This is a genomic window from Williamsia sp. 1138, assembly GCF_002095435.2.
Lineage (GTDB): Bacteria > Actinomycetota > Actinomycetes > Mycobacteriales > Mycobacteriaceae > Williamsia.
Map to the genome: position 1 here is coordinate 284,897 of NZ_MJEJ02000053.1, position 20,432 is coordinate 305,328.

20 protein-coding genes are annotated in these 20,432 nt (G+C 66.3%); 9 read left to right on the forward strand and 11 right to left on the reverse strand.

Translation table 11 applies throughout. From position 1 onward, the window contains the following. Positions 1–57 precede the first annotated feature (57 nt). Genes eat through eutC form a run of 3 tightly spaced genes read left to right on the forward strand, consistent with a single transcriptional unit; the run spans position 58 to position 3,618 of the window. Positions 58–1,458, forward strand: a complete 1,401-nt coding sequence (gene eat / locus BH683_RS26245; protein WP_084839213.1) for an ethanolamine permease — start codon at positions 58–60, stop codon at positions 1,456–1,458. Between the two features lie 7 nt (positions 1,459–1,465). After that, positions 1,466–2,887, forward strand: a complete 1,422-nt coding sequence (locus BH683_RS26250) for an ethanolamine ammonia-lyase subunit EutB (RefSeq protein WP_084839277.1) — start codon at positions 1,466–1,468, stop codon at positions 2,885–2,887. Further along, the gene (gene eutC / locus BH683_RS26255; RefSeq protein ID WP_084839214.1) at positions 2,887–3,618 is read left to right on the forward strand and encodes an ethanolamine ammonia-lyase subunit EutC; all 732 of its coding nucleotides are present in this window, start codon (positions 2,887–2,889) and stop codon (positions 3,616–3,618) included. The genes BH683_RS26250 and eutC overlap by 1 nt, the downstream gene beginning before the upstream one ends. A gap of 79 nt (positions 3,619–3,697) precedes the next feature. On the opposite strand, the gene BH683_RS26260 is transcribed toward eutC, so the two are convergent. Further along, on the reverse strand, positions 3,698–4,258 hold the full coding sequence (locus BH683_RS26260) for a hypothetical protein (RefSeq protein ID WP_084839215.1): 561 nt from the start codon (positions 4,256–4,258) through the stop codon (positions 3,698–3,700). 115 nt (positions 4,259–4,373) lie between these two features. Here BH683_RS26260 and BH683_RS26265 point away from each other — a divergent pair, with 115 nt between their 5' ends. Further along, on the forward strand, positions 4,374–4,802 hold the full coding sequence (locus BH683_RS26265; protein WP_084839216.1) for a protein phosphatase: 429 nt from the start codon (positions 4,374–4,376) through the stop codon (positions 4,800–4,802). 69 nt (positions 4,803–4,871) lie between these two features. On the opposite strand, the gene BH683_RS26270 is transcribed toward BH683_RS26265, so the two are convergent. Next, positions 4,872–5,831, reverse strand: coding sequence for a GNAT family N-acetyltransferase (locus BH683_RS26270; RefSeq protein ID WP_084839217.1), 960 nt, complete (start codon positions 5,829–5,831; stop codon positions 4,872–4,874). Between the two features lie 43 nt (positions 5,832–5,874). Continuing rightward, positions 5,875–6,486: a peptide deformylase gene (locus BH683_RS26275; RefSeq protein ID WP_084839218.1), complete on the reverse strand. Its 612-nt coding sequence runs from the start codon at positions 6,484–6,486 to the stop codon at positions 5,875–5,877. A gap of 152 nt (positions 6,487–6,638) precedes the next feature. Here BH683_RS26275 and BH683_RS26280 point away from each other — a divergent pair, with 152 nt between their 5' ends. The 4 genes from BH683_RS26280 to BH683_RS26295 all read left to right on the forward strand — a co-directional run bounded on the left by BH683_RS26280 (position 6,639) and on the right by BH683_RS26295 (position 9,496). Further along, the gene (locus tag BH683_RS26280) at positions 6,639–6,989 is read left to right on the forward strand and encodes a DUF3263 domain-containing protein (RefSeq protein WP_084839219.1); all 351 of its coding nucleotides are present in this window, start codon (positions 6,639–6,641) and stop codon (positions 6,987–6,989) included. A gap of 49 nt (positions 6,990–7,038) precedes the next feature. Beyond that, entirely contained in the window at positions 7,039–7,545 is a 507-nt protein-coding gene (locus tag BH683_RS26285; protein WP_246833601.1) for a LytR C-terminal domain-containing protein, read from the forward strand. 106 nt (positions 7,546–7,651) lie between these two features. Next, positions 7,652–8,332, forward strand: coding sequence for a superoxide dismutase family protein (locus BH683_RS26290; RefSeq protein ID WP_084839220.1), 681 nt, complete (start codon positions 7,652–7,654; stop codon positions 8,330–8,332). A 27-nt stretch (positions 8,333–8,359) separates the two neighbouring features. Beyond that, the gene (locus BH683_RS26295; protein WP_084839221.1) at positions 8,360–9,496 is read left to right on the forward strand and encodes a glutamate--cysteine ligase; all 1,137 of its coding nucleotides are present in this window, start codon (positions 8,360–8,362) and stop codon (positions 9,494–9,496) included. Positions 9,497–9,568: 72 nt separating this feature from the next. Here the strand turns inward: BH683_RS26295 and BH683_RS26300 are convergent, their stop codons facing one another. From BH683_RS26300 to BH683_RS26330, 7 genes are read right to left on the reverse strand one after another with little or no spacing between them, the layout of a single operon-like run. After that, entirely contained in the window at positions 9,569–10,951 is a 1,383-nt protein-coding gene (locus tag BH683_RS26300; protein ID WP_084839222.1) for an AarF/ABC1/UbiB kinase family protein, read from the reverse strand. Between the two features lie 33 nt (positions 10,952–10,984). Further along, positions 10,985–11,317: a monovalent cation/H(+) antiporter subunit G gene (gene mnhG / locus BH683_RS26305; protein WP_084839223.1), complete on the reverse strand. Its 333-nt coding sequence runs from the start codon at positions 11,315–11,317 to the stop codon at positions 10,985–10,987. Continuing rightward, positions 11,307–11,588 (reverse strand): monovalent cation/H+ antiporter complex subunit F, encoded by a 282-nt coding sequence (locus BH683_RS26310; protein ID WP_084839224.1) that lies wholly within the window; start codon positions 11,586–11,588, stop codon positions 11,307–11,309. The genes mnhG and BH683_RS26310 overlap by 11 nt, the downstream gene beginning before the upstream one ends. Beyond that, complete coding sequence (locus BH683_RS26315) at positions 11,588–12,337, reverse strand: Na+/H+ antiporter subunit E (protein WP_084839279.1); 750 nt, start codon at positions 12,335–12,337, stop codon at positions 11,588–11,590. Before BH683_RS26315 ends, BH683_RS26310 begins: the two co-directional genes overlap by 1 nt. A gap of 1 nt (position 12,338) precedes the next feature. Next, a complete protein-coding gene (locus tag BH683_RS26320; RefSeq protein ID WP_084839225.1) occupies positions 12,339–13,949 on the reverse strand; it encodes a Na+/H+ antiporter subunit D in 1,611 nt (536 codons plus the stop codon). Then, positions 13,946–14,575, reverse strand: coding sequence for a Na(+)/H(+) antiporter subunit C (locus BH683_RS26325; protein ID WP_084839226.1), 630 nt, complete (start codon positions 14,573–14,575; stop codon positions 13,946–13,948). Before BH683_RS26325 ends, BH683_RS26320 begins: the two co-directional genes overlap by 4 nt. After that, positions 14,572–17,460, reverse strand: a complete 2,889-nt coding sequence (locus BH683_RS26330; protein WP_084839227.1) for a Na+/H+ antiporter subunit A — start codon at positions 17,458–17,460, stop codon at positions 14,572–14,574. The genes BH683_RS26325 and BH683_RS26330 overlap by 4 nt, the downstream gene beginning before the upstream one ends. 291 nt (positions 17,461–17,751) lie before the next feature. Between BH683_RS26330 and BH683_RS26335 the strand changes: the two genes are divergently transcribed. Further along, positions 17,752–18,174, forward strand: a complete 423-nt coding sequence (locus BH683_RS26335) for a hypothetical protein (protein ID WP_143696138.1) — start codon at positions 17,752–17,754, stop codon at positions 18,172–18,174. Between the two features lie 28 nt (positions 18,175–18,202). On the opposite strand, the gene BH683_RS26340 is transcribed toward BH683_RS26335, so the two are convergent. Beyond that, positions 18,203–20,428 (reverse strand): AAA family ATPase, encoded by a 2,226-nt coding sequence (locus tag BH683_RS26340; RefSeq protein ID WP_084839280.1) that lies wholly within the window; start codon positions 20,426–20,428, stop codon positions 18,203–18,205. Positions 20,429–20,432 lie beyond the last annotated feature (4 nt).

The following is a 20,432-nucleotide window of genomic DNA, read 5'->3' on the forward strand; positions in this document are numbered from 1 at the left end:
AACACGTAGGAAAAGTCGATATAACACGACGGTTTCAGTTGCTGGCTATCGTTGCGTATGACTGAAACCGCTGCCTCCAGCGAGTACTTGGAGAAACGACAACTCCGCAAAGGCACCGCCGGCTGGGTGTTGCTCGCCGGACTCGGTGTGAGTTATGTGATCTCGGGCGATTACGCAGGCTGGAACGCGGGACTGCTCGAAGGTGGCTTCGGTGGTCTGCTCATCGCCGCGATCATCATCGCGGCGATGTATCTGGCGATGGTCCTGGGTATGGCGGAGATGTCGTCGGCCCTGCCGGCCGCGGGCGGCGGTTACACGTTCGCCCGACGAGCACTCGGTCCGTGGGGTGGTTTTGCCACCGGAACGGCCATTCTCATCGAGTACGCGATCGCCCCGGCCGCCATCGCGACCTTCATCGGCGGCTATGTCGAATCGCTCGATCTGTTCGGGATATCCGATGGCTGGTGGGTGTACCTCGCCGTCTACATCATCTTCATCGGCATCCACCTCGTCGGCGCCGGCGAAGCGCTGAAGGCCATGTTCGTCATCACCGCCATCGCCCTCGTCGGTCTGGTGATCTTCGGCATCGCGGCGATCAGCCATTTCGACGCCTCGTTGCTCACCGATATCGCACCCGATCCTGATGCTGCGGGTTCGTCGGACTTCCTGCCGTTCGGCTACCTCGGCGTCTGGTCGGCCATCCCGTTCGCCATCTGGTTCTTCCTCGCCATCGAGGGTGTACCGCTGGCGGCCGAGGAAGCAGAAAATCCAGAGAAGAACGTGCCGCGCGGCATCATCGCGGCCATGGGCGTCCTGTTGCTCACCGGTGCGCTGGTGCTGTTCATGGCGACCGGCGCACTCGGTGCGCAGGGCGTCGGCGAATCGGTGAACCCGCTGGTAGACGCCATCGACGGCACGGCAGCCACCGTCGTCAACTACGTCGGCCTGGCCGGATTGATCGCGAGCTTCTTCTCCATCATGTACGCGTACTCGCGCCAACTGTTCGCGCTGTCGCGGGCCGGGTACCTGCCGCGTGCGCTGTCGGTGACCAACAGCCGCAAGGCGCCGACCTGGGCCTTGATCATCCCGGGCATCATCGGGTTCGCGCTGACGTTCACCGGCGAAGGCGCAATCCTGCTGAACATGGCGGTCTTCGGCGCGGCATTGAGCTATGTGCTCATGATGGTCAGCCACATCGTGCTGCGGGTTCGCGAACCCGACATGCATCGCCCGTACCGGACGCCGGGCGGCATCGCGACCACCGGTTTCGCCCTGGTCATCGCGATCATCTCGGTCATCGCCACCTTCCTCGTCGACACCACTGCAGCTCTCTGGTGTCTGGTCGCGTTTGTGGCCTTCATGGCGTACTTCGGCCTCTACAGTCGTAAGCACCTGGTCGCGAACTCGCCGGACGAAGAGTTCGCGATGCTCGCCGCAGCCGAAAGCGATGTGGGATGAACCGACCATGAGTCGTTACCAGCACACCCTGGCCGGAACCACCTACGTCTTCGACGGGCTCGTCGAGCTGATGGCGAAAGCGACACCCGCCCGCAGTGGAGATGAGTTGGCAGGCTGCGCGGCCGAGTCCGACACCGAGCGAGCCGCGGCGCAGTGGGCGCTGGCGGATGTGCCGCTGACGGTGTTCTTGAATGAAGCAGTGGTTCCGTACGAGACCGACGAGATCACCCGGCTGATCATGGACACCCATGACACGCACGCCTTTTCGCCGGTCAAGTCGATGACGGTCGGTGGTTTGCGGGACTGGCTTCTCGAGGTGGCGTCAGGCCCGGCGGACGTCGCTGCGGCGACATTCGCGGCGGTCTCGCGTGGCTTGACGCCCGAGATGGTGGCCGCGGTCTGCAAGCTGATGCGTAATCAGGATCTGATCGCGGTGTCGCGGGCGGTGAGCGTGGTGTCGGCGTTTCGGACGACGATCGGGCTACCGGGGACACTCACCACCCGGCTGCAACCGAACCATCCGACCGATGACCCGACCGGGATCGCTGCCGCGACACTCGATGGATTGTTGCTCGGTTGCGGTGATGCGGTGATCGGGATCAACCCGGCGACCGACTCGCCACATGCGACCTCGGAACTGCTGCATCTGCTCGACGACATCCGGCAGCGATACGAGATCCCGGTGCAGTCGTGTGTGCTCTCGCATGTGACGACGACGATCGGGTTGATCGAGGCGGGTGCCCCCGTGGATCTGGTGTTCCAGTCGATTGCCGGGACCGAGGGTGCGAACAAGGGCTTCGGGGTCGACATGGCTGTCCTCCGGGAGGGCAACGAGGCGGGGAAGTCGCTGCAACGCGGCACGGTCGGCAACAACGTCATGTACCTCGAGACCGGTCAGGGTTCGGCGTTGTCCGCCGGTGCCCACTTCGGCACCGGCGACAAACCGGTGGACCAGCACACCCTCGAGACCCGGGCGTATGCCGTTGCGCGTGAACTGGATCCGTTGCTCATCAACACTGTTGTCGGGTTCATCGGGCCGGAGTACCTGTACGACGGCAAGCAGATTCTGCGTGCCGGGCTCGAAGACCACTTCTGCGGCAAGCTGCTCGGTCTGCCGATGGGCGTCGACGTCTGCTACACCAACCACGCCGAGGCCGACCAGGACGACATGGACAACTTGCTGACCCTGCTCGGCGTCGCCGGGGTGCCGTTCGTGATCACCGTTCCTGGCGCCGACGACGTGATGCTCGGCTATCAGAGCCTGTCCTTTCACGACGCGCTGTATGCCCGTCGCACACTGGGTTTGAAGCCGGCGCCGGAGTTCGAGGCGTGGCTCGACCGGGTGGGGATGCTCGGTGCCGACGGCCGGGTCCTGGATCTGCAACCTGAAGCGTCTCCGCTTCGGGCCCTCACCGGGCCGGTGGCCTGATGAGTGAATTGTGGGATGCCCTGCGGCTGCGAACCGCAGCACGAATCGGCTTGGGACGCACCGGGGATTCGTTACCGACCACCCGGGTTCTGGAGTTCGCCGCTGCCCATGCTGCGGCGCGCGATGCGGTGCATCAGCCTCTTGACGCCGAAGCGCTCGCCGCAGACGTGGCGAAGTTGGAGCTGGGGTCGCCGATCGTCGTGACGAGCCAAGCCTCCGACCGCAGCGAGTATCTGCGCAGACCCGATCTGGGCCGGACCCCGGCCGATCTGGGTGAGCTCTCCGAGGTCGACGCCGATGTGGGTTTTGTTCTCGCCGACGGGCTCTCGCCCATTGCGTTGGCCGAACATGCGACCGGGTTGCTATCGGCCCTCAAAGACGTGCTGGCGCACAAGTATTCGATCGCACCACCGGTGATAGCCACGCAGGCCCGGGTCGCGCTCGGTGACCACATCGGAGCCGCGCAGAAGGTCGGCACGTTGATCGTGATCATCGGGGAGCGCCCGGGTCTGTCGGTCGCCGACAGCGTGGGTATCTATCTCACACACCTGCCGCGCCCAGGGCGTGCTGATTCGGAACGTAACTGCATCTCCAACATCCATCCACCCGGCGGGCTCGGCTACGCCGACGCCGCCCGGGTGTGCGCTGCCCTCATCGAAGGTGCGCGCCAGTTGGGGCGCAGCGGAGTCGATCTCAAAGACAACAGCCGCGCCATCACCGACCATGCTTGAGAATACGCGCCACGTCCCTGCGTCCGCGCCAGGTGCAACTGACGCGAATGCGCGCAGGTGGCGCGAATTTCGGGTGGACCTAGAGCCCCGGGCCCTCGGCGCGCAAGGTGTCGACGTCGTCCATCGCTGAGCGCAGTTTGCTCAGCCACTCTTCGGTGTGTTCGCCGACGAGCTTGACCGACCAGGCCAGCGCATCGGCGCGTGAGCGGGCGACGCCGGCGTCGACGAGGGTGTCGAGTACCTGGCGTTCGGGCTGCCGTAGCCGGGTCATGACCGGAACGGCGATGTGGGTGAACAAGATTCGCTGACCGCCTACGCGGACGCCCCAGGAGACCTTACGTGCGTACCGAGCCTGCGCTTCGTCGGCGATGGTCATGCGTTCGCTGCGGGTGTCTTCGCGGAAGCGCGACGCGCGACCTTCTGCGGCCGCCGATGCCGTGCTCTCCTCGGACTCCGGCGCAGTCAGGGTGCCGATGACCGTGATCTCGTCGCGGTCGACGGTGACCTCGGCTGTGCCCTCGAACCAGTCGTCGGGCAGGCGTCCGGCGAACCAGCCGGACGCATCGGATGCGTCGGGTAGTTCTGCCTGCTGCCAGCCGCCGCGCCGTCCGCCGCCGGGTCCGCGTGATGTGTTCTTCATGGTGACTCCTTCTCGTAGTGATTACATGATTACACCGTTGCAATGATTCGTCACTAGAGTTCGCTGTGGGCGGAGCCCCGGCCTCGTGGCTCCAGCCGTCACCTAGGGTGAAAAGGTGGCCACTACCTGGGACAACTGCACCGGAGGTCTGCTGCGTCTGCCGTCGGGGCGGACTGTGCGTGGTCGAGGATTACGTGATGGATCGCCGGCTGGACCCACCCCTGATTTCGGGCTGTACCTCCTCGGTAAAGAACCGCCGACTGTGGAATGGGACAGCCGTTGGGTGAGGTGGCGGGATTTCTGGCTGCCGGCCGATCGAGCCGACGCGGCCGACGCCTTTCGGGAGGTGTGGACGCGGGCGCAGACTCAGCGGGTGGAGGTGGCGTGTGGTGGCGGCAAGGGCCGAACCGGAACAGCGCTCGCCTGCCTCGCGGTGATGGATGGGGTGCCTGCGGGTGAGGCTGTGGCCTACGTCCGGGCTCACTATTCGCCGAAGGCCGTCGAGATGCCGTGGCAGCGCCGCTACGTCGAACGGTTCACGTAAAAGCACATCGTTGAGTCATATGCACACGTTGCAACGTGTGCATATGACTCAACCGTGTGCATCTGTGGGTCAGGGGTACTCGACGTACCCGTAGCTGTGATGGAGGCCGAAACCCATGCGTCGGTACCACTCTCGCGCGTGGGTGTTGCCGGTCTCCACCTGTAGATAGGTCTGCGCGGCACCTTGGTCGGCGCCCCAGCGCTCCAGCGCCGACGTGACGGCGCGACCCAGCCCTTCACCGCGGCGATCCGGTGCGGTCCACAACGCTGAAAGACCCAGCCAGACGTCGTTGCCGAGTCCGGTCGTGACGGCGCCACGTCCGATCGCCAGCAGCGAACCATCGATGTCGCGGACGGTCGCGAAACCAAGTCGGCCGTCGTCGACGGCGCAGACAACGGCTCCGGCAACCGAGTGGTCGGCACCTCCGCGCTGACCGACGTACGCGGCGACCCACTCGGCCGACGCCGTCTCGTCGATCGTCACCTCGGCGCCCATGTTCGACGCGGCCGCCCCGACCGGTGCCACGAGGACGTCGACGTCGATCACATAGTCGGCGGGGGAGACGTGCGACCCGGGCAGCAGCCGGGTGACCGCTGCGATTCTCATCGGAAGATCCCGAACCCGGTACCACTCGCGCAGCCGGTCCATGGTCTGCGAATCGAGTCGCGCGCCCATCTCCAACGGCACCGCTGAGTTCGCCCGGCGAGTGAATCCGCCACCCGCGCGAGCCAGCCAGCCGTCGATCATCTCCGATTCGACCCCGGGCCACCCGCGTGCGGCAGCGACCTCGAGTGACCTGATCCCCGAGTTGCGTACCGGTTTGTCGGAGAGCACCTTCACTGCGACGACGAGTTCTGCGGGCACGACGACGCGTTCGTCGCCGCGAAGAATCACCAGGTCAGGAGTGTCGCCGTCGAGCACGCCGGTGACGTCGCTCAGCGTCGCCGAGGGGTCGCCGCGCCAGTCGGCGGGTGCTCCGGGCCCTTTGCGGAACCGGACCACCACCCGATCACCCCGTGACGGAGTCACTTCGAATGTTTCCGCACGGGGTCACTCGTCATCCGTGACGGAGTCACTCTTCATCATCATCGTGACCGAAGGGGTCTTCGTCCTCACCTGGGAGCCACGTCAGGCCGGGCACGCCCCAGCCGTTGCGTTTGATGGCCTTCTTCGCGGCGCGGGCGTTGCGGCCCATGAGTACGTCCACGTACAAGAAACCGTCGAGGTGCCCTGTCTCGTGCTGCAGCATCCGGGCGAAGAAGTCTTTGCCCTCGATCTCGACCTTGTCGCCGTTGCGGTCGACGCCGGTGACCTTCGCCCAGTCGGCGCGGCCGGTCGGGAACTGTTCACCCGGCACCGACAGGCAGCCTTCGTCGTTGTCGTCGGGGTCGGGCATCGTCTCCGGGATCTCGGAGGTCTCCAGCACCGGGTTGATGACCTCGCCGCGACGACGCGCTCCGCCGCGGCCGTTGCCTTCTGGGCAGTCGTAGACGAAGAATCGGCGGCCGACACCGACCTGGTTCGCGGCCAGTCCGACGCCGTTGGCGGCGTCCATGGTTTCGTACATGTCGTCGAGGAGCGCCACCACGTCGGCGGGGGGCTTGCCGGCCTCGTCCAGTGCGACGGATTCAGTGGGATTGTGCAGCACCGGATCACCGACGATGCGGATGGGAAGAATTGCCATGAGGGTCAGATTACTCGGCAAGCCATCGCGCGAATTCCTTTGGCGGCGTGGTTAGATGTACTGCGAACCACACTGTTGTAATTCACGCCGTTGATATCGACAAGCGACGTGTGGCGATGGGGTGGAGTAGGACCGATTCTCAAGGGAGCGAGATGGACGGCGCAACCGCGCGAGACCAGAAGCAATCCGGGCAGGCGGACAACGCGAACCACGACCACGCAGAGCTCGGTCCAGGCGAGGTTGGGGCCGACGGGTTGACCCGGCGTGAGCATGACATCTTGGCCTTCGAGCGGCAATGGTGGAAGTACGCCGGGGCGAAAGAAGAAGCAATCAAGGAACTGTTCGGTCTGTCTGCGACGCGGTACTACCAGGTTCTCAATGCTCTGGTCGATCGTCCCGAATCGCTCGCGGCCGATCCGATGCTCGTGAAGCGCCTCCGTCGTCTGCGGGCCAGCAGGCAGAAGGCCCGGGCTGCCCGGCGTCTCGGATTCGACGTCACCTGACCAGTCCGGGAATTGTCGTGCGGTCGTCATGTTTCGTAAGGTGGGCGCAATGACCAAGTCCGAGCCCCCACACCTGCCGTTTCGCGCCGGCGCCATGTTGCTGCTCGCGATCGCGGTGGTCTTCATCGGGCTGGGCTGGCACTCGGCGGCCACCGGCGATTCAGATCCGGAGGCAGGTCTCGAGGCGGCGCAGAGTCGCCAGGCGACATCCTCATCCTCCGAGGCGCCGACACAATCCAGTACGACAACAAGTGCCTCGACCAGCAGGTCGGTGGATCCGGATCGCCCCCAGGTGTGTGTGTTCAACGCCGGGGCGATCGGCGGCCTCGGCCAAACGTATGCGCGGCAGGTCGAGGACCTGGGCTGGGACACTGCGACCCCGGCCAACCTGCAGTCGGCCAGCATCACCGAGAACACGGTCTTCTACAGCGCCGGCCAACAGGACGCCGCCGAGCAGCTCGCCGAAGACCTCGGCGGGGATGTCTCCGTGGACCCCCGGCCATCCGCCTTCGACCAATGCCCACGGGGACTGCCGCTGATCGTGGTCACCCGGTAGGTGGGCCATGCGGTCGGCCAGGCCCCGAGAACAACCAGTTATGATTTCGCTGACCTACTACCGACGGTAGAACCGGCGACACGCCCGACCACAAGGGAGCCCAACCATGGCGCAGCGCTCGCTCAAGAACTTCACCACCGTGCGGCGGACTGCCGCGTTGTTGACACCGGTCGCGGTGGCCGCGTTCCTGTTGGCAGGCTGCAGTCCTGACGAGAATCCGACCGATGCCAAGGGCACGCAGCCCAGCGTCGTCACCGGCGACCGGGCACCTGTCGACGTCGGCGGCGTCGGACAGCCGAGCGAGGGCGGCGAGGCCACTGCGACGCTGCGGCAGCCGAACGGGCAGCCGGCCGGCGAGGCGAGCTTCGAGAGCAGCGAGGGCTCGGTGATCGTGACCGTGAAGGCCGAGAACCTCGCGCCCGGCTTCCACGCGATGCACCTGCACGCCGTGGGTAAATGTGAGCCCAACTCGACGGCACCCTCGGGCGGTGCTCCGGGTGACTTCCTGTCCGCGGGCAGCCACCTCCAGGTCGACGGCAACACCAGCCACCCCGCCAGCGGTGATCTCGTGTCGATCTACATCAACGAAGAGGGCAAAGGCGAAACCGTCACCGCCACCGATGGTTTCGACATCCAGCAGATCCTCGAGACCGCGATCGTGATCCACGAGAAGCCCGACAACTTCGGTAACATCCCGACCAAGTACGCGCCGGCACCGGACGAAGAGACGCTGATGACCGGCGACGCCGGCAAGCGGATCGCCTGCGGTGTGATCGAAGAGAGCTGAGATAAACCGCGATCGAAGAGAGCTGAAATAAATAACGTCCGGCCGATCGAGTTCAACTCCTCACCGAAGCCGACCATCGGTGTGGAGTGGGAGTTCGCGCTCGTCGACAAGGAGTCGCGCGATCTGTCGAACTCGGCAGCTCGACTCTTCGAGCGGGTCAGTGAACTCGACAACCCCAGTTCTGGTGATCGCATCCACAAGGAGTTGCTCCGGAACACGGTGGAATTGGTCACGGGCATCTGCCGGAACACCGGCGAGGCGATCGCCGACCTGTCCGAGTCGCTCGCGGTGGTTCGTGGGATCGCGGACGACATCGGCGTCGATCTCTTCGGGGCCGGCACTCATCCCTTCGCGCAGTGGTCCACCCAGCAGCTCACGCCCGGGCACCGGTATGCCGAGCTGATCGAGCGGACCCAATGGTGGGGTCGACAGATGCTGATCTGGGGTGTGCACGTCCATGTCGGGATCAACCACCGCGACAAGGTGTTACCGATCGTCTCGTCGCTGCTGAACCAGTACCCGCATCTCCTCGCGCTGTCCGCGTCGTCGCCGATGTGGTCCGGCCAGGACACCGGGTACGCCAGCAATCGCGCGATGATGTTCCAGCAGTTGCCCACGGCCGGGTTGCCGTTCCAGTTCCAGCAGTGGAGTGAGTTCGAGGCGTTCGTCGGCGATCAGATGCACACGGGCATCATCGAGCACCTGAACGAGATCCGCTGGGACATCCGCCCTTCTCCGAATCTCGGCACCGTGGAGATCAGGGTGTGCGACGGGGTGTCCACGATCGCCGAGCTCGCCGGGCTGGTGGGGTTGATCCACTGTCTCGTCGTCGATCTGGACCGGCGCCTGGATGCCGGGGAACAACTGCCGGTGATGGCTCCCTGGCTGGTGCAGGAAAACAAGTGGCGCGCAGCTCGTTACGGACTCGACGCGATCATCATCACCGACAGTGACTGCAACGAGCGTCTGGTCACCGACGATCTGACCGACATGTTGACCCGGCTCGCGCCGATCGCGAAGGACCTCGACTGTGTCGACGAACTGGCGTCCGTGGCGCAGATCCCGGTTCGAGGTGGGTCGTACCAGCGGCAGCGTCAGAAGTTCGCCGAGACGGGTGACATGGTCGCCGTGGTCGATTCGATCGTCACCGAACTCGACCGCTGACCCGATCTTGGTGGGTCCTGGCGACCGCCACCTGGGGAAACGCTCGCCGAAAGGCACCAAAATCGGGGTTTGTCAGTCGCTGAACGTTCGCCTGCGCCACCACTGATCGATCTGTCCCAGTTCGGTCTCCGGCTCGGCGGCGGTCAGCCACTCACCTTCGATGCGATACCAGTTCGCGGTTGCGCCCAGTTGGCCGAGCATCGCGCAGGTGTAGAACTCCACGCGCCGGGCCATCAGGTGTTCCTCCGGGAACCGTTGTTCGCGAGCGTGTCCGCCGTAGTCGGTGGCCGGGTGGACGGCGGCGATCATCGCGGTGTTCGCTATCTGCGGAGTGATGGTCAGTGGCTCGTCGTTCATGTGCCACCAGGTGGAGTCCCGGACGTAATCGAGCACGTCCTCGTCGGTGATCGATTCCTCGTTGACCAGGACACCGCCGCGGCGCAGAACGCTCGCGACCGCGGTCGCATCACCCGCCCTGGCGGCGATCAGCGACTGCTGCTCGAGCTTCAATGAACCCTTCGACATGGTCTTGCTCGAACCGAAGTCGAGGAACGCGACGCGGCCGTCGTCGGCGAGGATGACATTGCCGGGATGGGGGTCGCCGCAGAACGTGGCGTCGGTGTGGATGCTGCCGCAATAGAAGCGGTAGATCACCTCGCCGACCTGGTCCCTCGTCTCGGCATCGAGCCCGGCGACCTCGGAGAGCCCGATGCCGGTGATGAGCTCGGTGGTCAGCACCTTGGTGGTGCAGAGGCCTTCGATCACCTCCGGGATCTGGATGAATGGATGCCCTGCATATCGAATCGACAGCCGGCGTTGATTGTCGGCCTCGGCCTCGTAGTCCAGTTCGGCAAGGATGTTGCCCGTGATCTCCCGGACGAACGACTGCGGGTCGACCGTCGGGAGCAGCTTCTTGTACAGGCGCAGCGCGATCGCCAGATTCTTGAGATCGGCGCGGACCACCCGGTCGATGCCCGGGTATTGCACCTTCACTGCCACCGCGCGGCCATCGGTCAACGTGGCGCGATAGACCTGTCCGATCGAGGCCGCGGCGATGGGCTCGGGATCGATGTCGGTGAACTCGGACATCTTGGGGCCCAGTTCTTCTTCGAGCACCCCGAGCATCGTCTCGTTCGGAACGTGAGGTGCGTTGTCGCGCAGGATGGCCAGCTTCTGGTTGAACGCACCGCGCGCCGACCTCGGCACCATGTCCAGGTCGAGTAGGGACAGGAACTGTCCCACCTTCATCGCCGCGCCCTTCATCGACCCGAGCACGGTGATCAGTTCTTCGGCGGCGGCCAGCGCGTCCTGCTCCGCGCGCAGGCGCCGCTCATCATGGGATCCGCCGAGCGTCGCCGCCCGCGAACGGACTCGCCTCATCGCGGAGTGCGCGGCGACCTTGCCCAGTTCTCCGCCTCGGCGGAGTTGCGAGGCGGGCAACTCGTCGGCACTCACTGCGGGTCGACCTTCATGGGCGGGCAGGTGTCATCAGTCGGTGCGCGGCGATTCGACGTCGTCGGAATCGATGAGGTCGTCGCGGATGCGTTGCTCCTGATACGCCAGCTTGCCGACCCGGTGCGCGATGACCGGTGCGGTGATCAACGCGAAGATGCCCGACAGCACGAGCATCCCGAAATCGATGGTGTCCCACAGGCGTACGCCGGCGCCGAGGAGGACCAGTATCAGCCCGAGGGTCTGCGGTTTGGTGGCGGCGTGCATCCGCGTCATGGTGTCGGGGAACCGCAGGATACCGATCGACGCGGTGAACGCCATGGTGGATCCGGTCAGCATGAGCACCGCGACCACGATGTCAGCGATCATGGTCGGCCACACCTTCGTTGTCCCGGACCCGGAATCGGGCGACCGCCACGGATCCGACAAAACTCAACAGCGCCAGCGCGACGATTCCGGACACCACCGTCGAGTCCTCTGAGTAGGCGGCCCAGACAGCGAGCGAACACATCGCCACGGCCACTGCGGTGTCGAGTGCGACGAGGCGATCCAGGGTGTTGGGCCCGATCAGCATGCGAGCGGTGGTGAGGACCGACGCCGCCAGCAACAGACCCGCCGCGATCATCCATACATAGGTCATCAGATTCCTCCCCGTGGATAGTCGCCGGCGCTGAGGTCGTCGTCGATGCCGTGGTACGGGCTGGCCCGCCACTCATGGTCTCGCTCGAAGCCCCGGATGAACAGCCGCTCGATGGTTTCGATCTGTCTGTAGAAGGCCTTGACCTTCTCCGGCGAACTGGCATCGAACAGGTGCACGTACAGCAGTCGACGGCTGTGATCGATCTCGACGACCATGGTGCCGGGGACGAGGTTGAGGTAGTCGACCGCGAGCGTCAGGACCATGTCCGACTTGATGGCGAGCCGGGCACGCAGCACGGCGCTCAGCGGCGGCTTGGCCGGCCGGATCGCGGCCCAGGCGACCTGTGCACTCGAGATGAAGAACGCCGCGATGAGCCGGCCCACCAGCTCGAGGAGCGTGAGTGGGTGGATGCGGCCTTCGACCGGTACCCGGGGCAGCGGCAAGGCGATCAGGACCAGCAGTGCCACCCCGATCCCGGTGAAGACGTTCGCGAGATCATAGGTCCCCCAGAGCAGTACCCACACGAAAGTCAGCCAGGTCACGTTCCACAGCCGGACGGCGACCTCGCGCCGGTTTCCGCCGAACCACCGCTTGATCTGGATCTTGGCACGGAACCAGAAGATGGTCCGGGCGATGTACCAGGCCAGGAAGATGACCGTGAAGCGCCAGGCGTTGACCAGCGCTGCCCGGATCGGGCCACGCGGTGGGGGAGGCTTCGGCCGCGGGTGGGTCGTGGGCTCGCTGCTCATGTCACCGACCACCTCCCAGCACGGCGTCGAGGTAGATGCTGGAGTCCGTCAGGTCGGCCGCGGCCTGGTCGGTGAACTCGAAGATCGGGCCCGCCCACAGGGTCAGGATGATGCCGGCGCCGACCATCGCGATGGTCGGGATCACCATCCCGATCGGCATCCGGCCGACGTCGGCACGGTCGTCGTACGCCACATCGTCGTCGTCACCCTCGAGGAGTGCGGCCGGCCCGGCGTCGGCGAGATCGCCCTCGGGGGCGTCGGCGCGGGGACGCCAGAACGCCTTGGTCCAGACGCGGGCGACCACGTACAGGGTCAGCAGACTGGTCACGACGGACCCGGCGACGAGGGTCCAGGCCAGCACGCTGCCGTCCTGGACACCGGCCTCGATCAGCGCTACCTTGCCGATGAAACCCGAGAACGGCGGGATGCCACCGAGGTTGAGTGCCGGGATGAGGAACAGCGCGGCGAGCAGCGGACTGGCTGCCAGCCCGCCGAGCCGGCGCAGCGAGGCAGACCCCGCCTGCCGTTCGATCAGACCCACCACCAGGAACAGGGTCGTCTGCACGAGAATGTGGTGGGCCACGTAATAGATGGCGCTCGAGAGCCCGAACTCCGTGGACAGGGCGATCCCGAAGATCATGTAGCCGATATGGCTGACCAGCGTGAACGACAGCAATCGTTTGATGTCGGACTGGGCGATGGCACCGAAGATGCCCACCAGCATGGTCAGCAGTCCGGCAACCAGCAGCACCCGGTCCATCGAGCCACCGGGGAACAGCAGGGTGTGCGCCCGGATGATCGCGTAGACGCCGACCTTGGTCAGCAACCCCGCGAAGACGGCGGTGACCGGCGCCGGTGCGGTCGGATAGGAGTCGGGCAGCCACGTCGACAGGGGGAACACCGCAGCCTTGATGCCGAACGCCACCAGGAGCACGGCGTACAGCGCACCCTTCGTCCCATCAGGTACGTCTTCCAGCCGCACCGCCATCTCGGCGAGGTTCAGGGTCCCGGTTGCCGCGTAGGCGAAGGCGATGCCCGCGAGGAACACCAGCGACGACACCATCGACACCATCACGTAGGAGACACCTGCGCGCACTCGATCGGCGCTGGCACCGAGGGTGAGCAGCACGAAACTCGCGGCGAGCAGCACCTCGAACGAGACGAACAGATTGAACATGTCGCCGGCGAGGAACGCGTTGCAGACGCCGGTGCACAGCAGAAGATAGGTCGGCAGGAAGATCGACACCGGCTGTTCGGTGGTGCCGTCACGGATACCCTGTCCGACCGCGTAGAGCATGACGCAGAGCAGGACAGCTGTCGAGACGACCAGCATCAGGGCCGAGAGCTGGTCGGCCACGAGGGTCACACCGAGCGGACCGAGATCGCCGCCCTTGGAGTCCCAGCCTCCGATGTGCAGGGCGTACGTGCCGTCGCGATTGGTGAGGTACAGCAGTAGGCAGGCCGCGACGAAGGCGACGGTGATGGCACTGATGGTGACCATGCGCTGAAAGCGGGGATAGCGCCCCATGATCAGCGTCAGGACGGTCCCGATCATCGGCACCAGCACCGGGGTGACGATGAGGGTGGGGAACCACGCGTTCGACAAAGTCATCGCGTCGTACCCCCTTCGGTGTCCTCATCGAGCCCAGGTTGCTCGTCGGTGTCGGTTTCGTTGACGTCACCGAGTTCGTGGCGATCCTCGATGTCGTCGGGTTCGTCAGGATCGGGCAGGACGTCGGTTTCGTGGATCTGCGCCCGCCTGGCCCGGATCTCCTCTTGCGTCACGGGGTTTCCGTCGTCATCGAACAGATCGCCGCGGATGGTGTCCGACCCGGTGACCGGATCGTCACTGCGGTCCCGGTCGGGGGCGTCGAAACTGCGTTGCCGCTTGACCTTCAGGTCCTCGGGGTCGTCGTCCACCTCGTCGTCGGTGTTGATCATGAAGCTGCGGTAGGCGAGTGAGAGCACGAAGGCAGCCACACCCATGGTGATGACGATCGCGGTCAGGACCATGCCCTGCGCCAGAGGGTCGGCGTCGGCGCTGCGCTCGTCAGCGGTCCGGCCGATGATCGGCGGGTTCCCCATTGCGCCCGAGACTGTGACGATGAGCAGGTTGATCGCGTTGCCCACCAACAACAATCCGAGCAGCATCCGGATGAGGCTGCGTTCGAGGAGCAGGTAGACGCCGCAGGCGGCCATGAGGCCGACCACGATCAGCAGGCCGAGGTTGATGCTCACGACGCCGCCTCCTGCGGCTCACGGCGACGGCGGGGAGGGTCCTCGTCGAGCCGGGCGCCGAGGCTGCGTAGCACGTCGAGCACGAGGCCGACGACGATCAGGTACACGCCGAGGTCGAAGAAGATGGCGGTGACGAGCTTGACGTCACCGAAGATCGGCAGGGTGAACTCGAAGGTGGCCGACGACAATGCGGGCGCTCCGAGCAGGACGGACGCCACCGCTGTACCCACCGAGAAGCCCAGGCCCACCCCGAGAATGCGTCCTGCGTCGATCGGCAGCGCCTCGCCGAGCTCGTATCGTCCGCCGGCAAGGTAACGCAGGACCAGCGCCAGGCCCATCGTCAACCCGCCCGCGAAGCCGCCGCCGGGTGCGTTGTGGCCTGCATAGAAGAAATACAGCGACAGCACGATCATGGTCGGGAAGATGATCCGGGTGGTTGCCTCGAGCACCATCGAGCGATGTCGGGGGTCGCGGAAGTTGCTGCCGCGCAACCAGGTCGTCCGTTCGCCGAACTGTTCTTTGCCGTCGGATTCGGGCCGGGGGGTGCGGGCGCGGGTGGCGTCGGCGACTCGCGGCGCCGCACCGAAACGGCGGTGCCGGAAGACCATCGACGCCACGCCGGTTGCCGCGACCAGCAGGACCGACACCTCGCCGAGGGTGTCCCAGGCGCGGATGTCGACGAGCAGGACGTTGACCGCGTTGGAGCCGTCACCGTACTTGTATGCCGCGTTGGGCAGTTCGGATGCCATCGGCACAGTGGTGCGAGCCGCGGCGGCGAACAGGCCGACCAGCACGAGCAACGCGCCGAACGCGAGACCGAGCAGGGCGCGCAGCGGCTTGAACCCGGTCGCATGCCGCGACTCGGCCTCTGCCGGCAACTTGCGCAGGACGAGCACGAAGATGACGAGGGTCAGTGTCTCGACGAGGAACTGGGTCAGGGCCAGGTCGGGCGCACCGTGCAGGGCGAACAAGACGCCACAGCTGTAGCCCGTGACACCGACCACCAGGACGGCCGCGAGGCGATTGCGGAGCACCGCGGCCGCTATCGCGGACGCGATCATGATGCCGCCGATGACTAGCTGCACCGGCGACTCGAACCCATTGAGCTCCAGGCGATTGCGCGCGCCGGTGAACAGCACGATCGTCGGCAGCAGCACCAGGGTCACGATGATGATGCCCTGGGTCAGCGGCAGCGAACCGCGCTGGGTGTTGCGGGTCAGGTTGATCGAGATGGTGTCGGCGCCGCGCAGGACGGCGTCGTAGATCCGGTCGGCGTTACCGAGTGCCGGCTTGACGAATCCGAGGCGACCCAGTTCGCGGACCAGTGCGAACAACGCGGTGCCGAACACGATCGCGATGGCGCTGAGCAGTAGTGGCAGGTTGAAGCCGTGCCACAGCGCGAGGTGGACGAGTTCGTCGGAGCCGTAGCTGGTGACGGTGTCGGCGTAGGGCTCGAACCGTGCACCGAGCAGACCCGACAACGGTCCGAAGGCGACGCCCGCCACGGCGAGGAAGAGGGCGGGCAGCTGGAACGCGAGGTTCGGCTTGTGCATCTTGGCGACGGCGGGGCTGGGCTCTGCCTTGCGCTTGCGGCCGAACGCACCCCAGATGAATCGGAGCGAGTAGGCGACGGTGAGGATCGACCCGAGCACCAGGACGATCACCACGACTGGTCCCTGCCAGGCACTGAGCGCACCGGTGTCCCAGATCTCGGCGAAGGCGGTCTCTTTGCCGACGAATCCGAGGGTGAGCGGTATCCCTGCCATGCTGGCTGCGGCCAGGGCGGCGATGACCGCGAGCAGCGGGGTCTCTTTGCCGAGGCGGGCGAGCTTGCGCAGGTCCCGCGTACCGGTCGAGTGGTCGATGATGCCGACCACCATGAACAGCGCTGCCTTGAAGAATGCGTGGGCCACGAGCATCGCGAGTGCGGCCATCGCCACATCGGCGTCACCGATGCCCACCAGCACCATCAGGAACCCGAGCTGCGAGACGGTGCCGAAGGCCAGGACCAGCTTGAGGTCGTACTCGCGCAGCGAACGGAATCCGCCGAGCAACATCGTCACCATTCCCAGCCCGACGACCAGGACGTGCCACGACACCAGGTCCGAGAACGCAGGTGCGAGCCGCGCGACCAGGAAGATGCCGGCCTTCACCATCGCGGCGGCGTGCAGGTATGCGCTGACCGGGGTCGGTGCTGCCATGGCGCCGGGCAACCAGAAGTGGAACGGGAAGATCGCGGACTTGCTCAGTGCGCCGACGAGGATCAGCACGATCGCAACCGTCACCGACCATCCGACGGGTGGGTTCGCGACGATCTCCGACAATGAGTACGCCCCGGCGGTCTCGCCGAGCATGATGATGCCGACCAGCATCGCCAGGCCACCGGCGGTGGTGACGAGCAGGGCCTGGGTTGCGGCGCGGCGACTGGTCGCACGGACCGCGTAGAAGCCGACGAGCAGGAATGACAGGACGGTCGTCAATTCCCAGAAGATGTAGAGCACGAGCATGTTGTCGCTGCAGACGAGTCCGAACATGGCGCCCGCGAAGGCGACCATCTCCCCGCCGAAACCGGCCACCCGGCGTCGCGTCTCGCTGAAGTACTCGGCGCAGTAACAGAGAACCAGCGCACCCACACCGAGGACGAGGACGGACATGATCGCAGCCAGGGTGTCGAACCGCAGGTCGATGTTCATCTGGAGTTCGGGGACCCAGGTGATGGACTCGGTCCGGATGCCGTCGGCCTCGTCGGGCCAGTTGGCAAACACCCAGACGAGTCCGCCGAACGGCGCGAGGGCGAGCACGTAGAAACCGCGTCGGCCGAGCCACGTGATGATCCCAGGCGCCAGCGCAGCCGTGATGGCCAAGGCGGCCAGTACTGCGATCAAGGGGCACTCCGTCGATCAGGTGGGCGGGGTGTCGGGCGCGGAGAGAGGTGGCGGCGAACTACCCATCGACCGTTGGCCGCGAGAAGTCGCACTGAGTGGTTTCGCCTCACTCTCCAGGTCTTCAGTCTACCGTTAGCGCTGCTAGGTGCCGTATTCGGGTGAGGACGGCCTCGCGAGCGCAACGGGCCGACGCCCGTCCGATGCCCGCGAGTCGAGCCCCTTGCACCAGGTCACATGAAGAACCGGCAGGTGTTCCACGCGAGCTGCGAGGGCACCACTTAGGCTGTGCTCATGAATCGGGTGCGGGTCTTGGTGATCCTCTTCTTCGCGGGTGCGATGTTGTTGACGGGTGCGTGTGGTGGCGACGACGCGAAGTCACCCACCGAGAGTCCCGGATCGGTGGCGCTGCCCGACGATTTTCCCGAGCAGGTGCCGCTGATCGAGGGCTCGGTACTCGCTGCCGGGGGAACCGCGCAAGAAGGTTGGAACCTCACGGTGGCCGGTGCCGTCGATGCCGGCAACCCGTTCGACAACGCATCCACCCGACTCACCGACGGAGGCTTCACCGAAGAGTTCGCGCGGGAGGAGGGGGGCCAGACGGTGAAGGGCTACTCCGCCGACAAGGACGGGAAGACCTACACCGTGGTGATCGGCACCACCGCCGGGTCGGCGGTCGGACCGAACTCCATCACGTACCTGGTCTCGGTGCGCTGACCTCTCAATCCTGGGTCTGTGTCGCGACTCAGCCGCCGCGCTTGTCCGCGTACTGACGCAGGTTCTCCACCTGCGCCGGATCCAGGGACGGGCGGACCTTGTCCCGGGCGACGGCCACGTCGTCGGCCGTGACGGTGGCGGCATCGATGTTGCGACGCATGGCCGCGAGCGCGGCTTCACGCAACAGCGCCGCGCAGTCAGCGGCGGAGTAGCCGTCGAGGGTCTGTGCGAGCTCGTCGAGACTGATCCCTTCGGCCAGCGGCACCGACTTGCTCGAGGTCCGCAGGATGTCACCTCTGGCCGCGGCGTCGGGCGGCGGGACGAATACGAGACGTTCGAGCCTGCCCGGGCGCAGCAGCGCGGGGTCGATGAGATCGGGCCGGTTGGTCGCCCCGAGCACCACCACATCGCGCAGCGGCTCGACGCCGTCGAGTTCGGTGAGCAGGGCGGCGACCACGCGGTCGCCGACGCCGGAGTCCGACGACTGGCCGCGACGCGGTGCCAGCGCGTCGATCTCGTCGAGGAAGATCAGGGACGGCGCGGACTCGCGGGCGCGGTCGAACAGATCGCGCACCGCCTTCTCCGACGACCCGACCCATTTGTCCATCAGCTCTGCGCCCTTCACGCTGTGCACGCTGAGCTGTCCGGACGCGGCCAGGGCGCGGACCACGAACGTCTTGCCGCAGCCCGGGGGGCCGTACAGCAACACCCCACGCGGCGGGTCGACGCCGAGGCGGGTGAACGTGTCGGGATGGCGCAGTGGCCACAGGACGGCCTCGGTGAGTGCCTGTTTGGTCTCCACCATGTCGCCGACGTCCTCGAGGGTGAGGCTGCCCACCGCCACTTCTGGTGAGGCCGAACGGGAGACCGGCCGGATCACTTCGAGTGCGCCCATCAGGTCGGACGCGATGAGTTTGGGCGGTTCGCCGTCCCTGGCGCTGCGGGCTGCCGCTCTCAATGCCGCCTCGCGGGTCAGGGCCGCGAGGTCGGCGGCCACGAAACCCGGTGTCCGCGAGGCGATCTCGCCGAGGTCGATCGTGTCGGTCGGGACCTTGTCGAGCAACGCTGCCAGCAGGCCTCGGCGTATCTTGTTGTCGGGCAGCCCGATCGAGAGTTCGCGATCGCAGAGGTCTGGATCGCGAAGGCGCCGATCGAGGTTCTCCGGGGCGGAGCTGGTGCAGATCAGTGCCACCCGGGGTGCGGTGATCGCCACCCGCAGGGCGTCGAGGATCAGCGCCGAGACGGGATCGGCCTCCGCCGGCAGGAGTGCTTCGACGTCGCTGATCAGCAATACGGCGCCGTTCTCGGTCGGACGCGAGACCAACTGCGCTGCCGCGGCTTTGACGGCACCGAGGCGACCCGATGCCTCGACCGCACCGACGACCGGACCGTCGAGGTAGATGAGCTCACGACCTGCGCAGACCGCCCTGGCGACGGTGGCCTTGCCGACGCCGGGCGGGCCGGTGAGGACGACACCCAGGCGGGCCTGGGCGCCGAGGGTGGTGAGCAGCTCCGGATTGTCCAGGGCGAGCCCGAGCCATTCGGTGAGTTTGCCGACCTGCACATCGACGCCGACGAGTTCGTCGACCGTCCGGGGTGGCGGAGGGGGTGCTGTCGCAACCGGGGCGGCCGGGGAGGCAGGGGCCGAGGCGGACGGGCTCGCCGCCGACGGCACCGGCAGCGTGCCGTTCTTGTCGGCCCAGAGCACCGCGGTGTTGGGTTGCACACTCACCGGACCTGCAGGTTCGCTGCTGACCACCGTCAGCAGTTCGTTTGTCCAAGTGATGCCGACAGAGCGGGCCAGGGTGCGCGTCGCGTCCGACGTGGCGAAGTCGGGGCCGAGGTCTCGGGGTAACAGTGAGACCACGTCCGCGGCGGAGACCACCTTGCCGAGCAGCGCGCGGCGCAGGGTCGGCTCGTCGACGGATTCGGAGGTCAGCGACGACCCGCGGACGACCACACGGCTGGCGCCGTGCACGACCGTGGGCGAAAGGACCACGGGAGCATCGGCTTTGAGCCCGGCGTTCGACAGCGTCAGCTCGTCGAGCAGGGCGATGCCTGTCGGAGCCGAGTCGCTGGTGGCGGCGATGACTGCGGCCGTGGTGCGAGATCCTATGACGGCGACGCCGTCCCACTCGCGCAACGCCAGCGCCGCCAGGACCTCCGGATGCACCCGGACGATCCCGCGGCGGGCCTCGGCTGCGGCGAGGTTGAGACGGGCGGTCAGCGTCAGTTGCGGCGATGCGGCGGTCACCACA

Bases quoted from the DNA above. Each gene is read 5' to 3' on its own strand.
- eat (WP_084839213.1), top strand. From the start codon at position 58: ATGACTGAAACCGCTGCCTCCAGCGAGTACTTGGAGAAACGACAACTC.
- BH683_RS26250 (WP_084839277.1), top strand. From the start codon at position 1,466: ATGAGTCGTTACCAGCACACCCTGGCCGGAACCACCTACGTCTTCGAC.
- eutC (WP_084839214.1), top strand. From the start codon at position 2,887: ATGAGTGAATTGTGGGATGCCCTGCGGCTGCGAACCGCAGCACGAATC.
- BH683_RS26260 (WP_084839215.1), bottom strand. From the start codon at position 4,258: ATGAAGAACACATCACGCGGACCCGGCGGCGGACGGCGCGGCGGCTGG.
- BH683_RS26275 (WP_084839218.1), bottom strand. From the start codon at position 6,486: ATGGCAATTCTTCCCATCCGCATCGTCGGTGATCCGGTGCTGCACAAT.
- BH683_RS26280 (WP_084839219.1), top strand. From the start codon at position 6,639: ATGGACGGCGCAACCGCGCGAGACCAGAAGCAATCCGGGCAGGCGGAC.
- BH683_RS26285 (WP_246833601.1), top strand. From the start codon at position 7,039: ATGACCAAGTCCGAGCCCCCACACCTGCCGTTTCGCGCCGGCGCCATG.
- BH683_RS26290 (WP_084839220.1), top strand. From the start codon at position 7,652: ATGGCGCAGCGCTCGCTCAAGAACTTCACCACCGTGCGGCGGACTGCC.
- mnhG (WP_084839223.1), bottom strand. From the start codon at position 11,317: ATGATCGCTGACATCGTGGTCGCGGTGCTCATGCTGACCGGATCCACC.
- BH683_RS26310 (WP_084839224.1), bottom strand. From the start codon at position 11,588: ATGACCTATGTATGGATGATCGCGGCGGGTCTGTTGCTGGCGGCGTCG.
- BH683_RS26315 (WP_084839279.1), bottom strand. From the start codon at position 12,337: ATGAGCAGCGAGCCCACGACCCACCCGCGGCCGAAGCCTCCCCCACCG.
- BH683_RS26320 (WP_084839225.1), bottom strand. From the start codon at position 13,949: ATGACTTTGTCGAACGCGTGGTTCCCCACCCTCATCGTCACCCCGGTG.
- BH683_RS26335 (WP_143696138.1), top strand. From the start codon at position 17,752: ATGAATCGGGTGCGGGTCTTGGTGATCCTCTTCTTCGCGGGTGCGATG.